At 40.8% G+C, this 2,238-nt stretch carries 2 protein-coding genes; both read left to right on the forward strand.

Annotated elements, in window-relative coordinates:
- The coding region (locus tag HP456_RS23070; protein ID WP_172255413.1) for a 2-hydroxycarboxylate transporter family protein at nucleotides 1-701 on the forward strand (701 nt) is incomplete at its 5' end.
- 70 nt (nucleotides 702-771) lie between these two features.
- Nucleotides 772-1,674 carry an AEC family transporter gene (locus tag HP456_RS23075; RefSeq protein WP_172255416.1) on the forward strand — a complete coding sequence of 301 codons (903 nt, stop codon included), beginning with the start codon at nucleotides 772-774 and terminating at the stop codon, nucleotides 1,672-1,674.
- Nucleotides 1,675-2,238 lie beyond the last annotated feature (564 nt).

Here is a 2,238-nt window from a genome sequence, read left to right on the forward strand (position 1 = left end):
GTAATGATCCGAGCTACTATATATCGATGCTGGTCCCAGCACTTGCTTTAGGGAATGTATTTGCAATCATTTTAGCATCCTTGCTTGATTTGATCGGAAAGAAAGTCCCTTCATTGACCGGGAATGGACAATTGATGCGAGGCTTCACATATGAAAAAACGAAGCAAAAATATAATATCGAAAAGATGGGGGTTGGGCTGCTTGCTGCCCTGACATTCTTCACGATTGGAACATTGCTGGGATCGGTTCTCCCGCTCCATCCATATGCAATCATGATTATTCTTGTAGCAATAACCAAGATTTCAAATATCATTCCCTCGAATGTAGTAGAAGGGGCAAGTCAATGGTATCAATTTGTAGCTAGTAACTGGACTTTCGCCTTGTTATTTGGAATCGGTGTAGCTTATACAGATTTAAATACGGTTCTTGAAGCGTTGACTCTTCAATATATATTAACCGTGTTCGGAGTAGTAGTAGGGGCGATCCTCGGAGCGGCGATTCTTGGCAAGCTGGTTGGATTTTACCCGATCGAAGCAGCGATTACAGCAGGGTTATGTATGGCTAATATGGGAGGAACAGGAGATGTTGCCGTGTTATCAGCATCAAAACGAATGGAGCTAATGCCATTCGCACAAATTTCTTCACGATTAGGCGGTGCTCTGATCTTATTGTTGGCAGGATTGATTATACCGCTCTTGTAATTATGATACACTAAGGCTTGACTCTAGCAGTCAAGCCTATCTTTTATTCTATTGAATTGTGGTGAAAAAAATGGACGTCATATTAATTGTACTGCCTGCTTTATTGGTCTTTGCTGTTGGCTATATCGGCCAAAAGAAACTTGGCTTTGAAATCAATTCGATTTCGAAGATGGCCATCTATTTAATGTATCCATTTCTCGCATTTAAGACATTTTACGAAAATGACTTGAACATGGATTATCTTTACATCTTTCTCTTTTGTGCAGCCCTCTGTGTAATATTAATCATTATGATTAAAATAGTGGCCGGCATCAGAAATTATTCAAAAGCAAAAGCATCAGCCATGATCCTTTCCGGGGTTTTTATGAACAGCGGAAACTATGGAGTACCGGTGATCCTGTTCGCATTCGGTGAGCTTGGTTTTCGCTATGCAGTGATTATGATGGTGATTCAATCGTTCCTTATGAATACAATCGGCCTGTATTATGCGGTCAGCGGCAGTGATAAAACGAGGAATACTAATGAAATCTGGATGAAAATCGTCAAGATGCCGATCCTTCATGGTGCATTCCTGGGACTGGGATTTCAATTGCTGCAACTGGATGTCCCCCTGTTCATGAATCAAACCATTGATTTAATATCACAGGCAACTATACCAGTGATCATGGTGGTTCTGGGGATGCAGCTCGCTACGCTGGGTGGGAAAAAGGTGGAAAGAAGCGCCTTATCTTTTATTGTCATCATGAAGATGGTGGCTTCACCTCTCATCGCTCTTGGCGTCGTATCACTTCTTCCGGTATCGCCCATGCTTGGTTCAATTCTTATCATCTTAGCTAGTATGCCGACTGCTGCGAATACAACGATGTATTCCCTGCAATTCAATACCGAGCCTGATTTAGTATCCGCCAGTACGCTAATCACTACCTTAATGAGTATCATAACTGTACCGATTATGTTGGCCATTGTTTCTTGATCGGGAGCTCAGCAAAGATAAACCTTGGCATCAATAACTGGACGGTTCTCTGGAACAGAACCGTCTATCAGTACATTTTACTGCTTCCTGTTAAGAATGAGCAGATTAATAATAGAATGTCATGTTTCTTTCAACCAGCCTGGCTCCCAAAAAGGGTATTGGCCGGTGAAATTTAAATATTTGTATGTTTTCCCCTTAAATCTAAGAGTTGCATCTCTTAATCTATGAGTTCTACACAAGAGTCTCCTGTTTTTCCAATCATTCACATTCTTGTCCACTATAATATGCAAACAGACACCTGTATTTATTTCTACAAAGACTGGGCCTAACGATATTCCCCCTATACAATTTACTTACACTTCATTAATGACCCCGTGTTTCACGGTTTCTTCCAGTTAGGGCTTAAGCTTCTCAGAGGAGCTGCACGTTATGAATATCATTTGTAAACAAATGATATTCATAACTGTTTTATCAACTTTCCACATGCTAAGATGTGAGCAGACAGGGAATTTGGTTTTAAAAAGGAGGAGTAACATGTATGGTTCAACAGACCGATCAATGCCT

Origin of the sequence: Bacillus haikouensis (genome assembly GCF_013179555.1) — a bacterium.
GTDB lineage: Bacteria > Bacillota > Bacilli > Bacillales > Bacillaceae_B > Rossellomorea > Rossellomorea haikouensis_A.

What these genes read in the sequence shown, in the direction of transcription:
- HP456_RS23075 (WP_172255416.1), top strand. Translation starts at nt 772, where the DNA reads ATGGACGTCATATTAATTGTACTGCCTGCTTTATTGGTCTTTGCTGTT.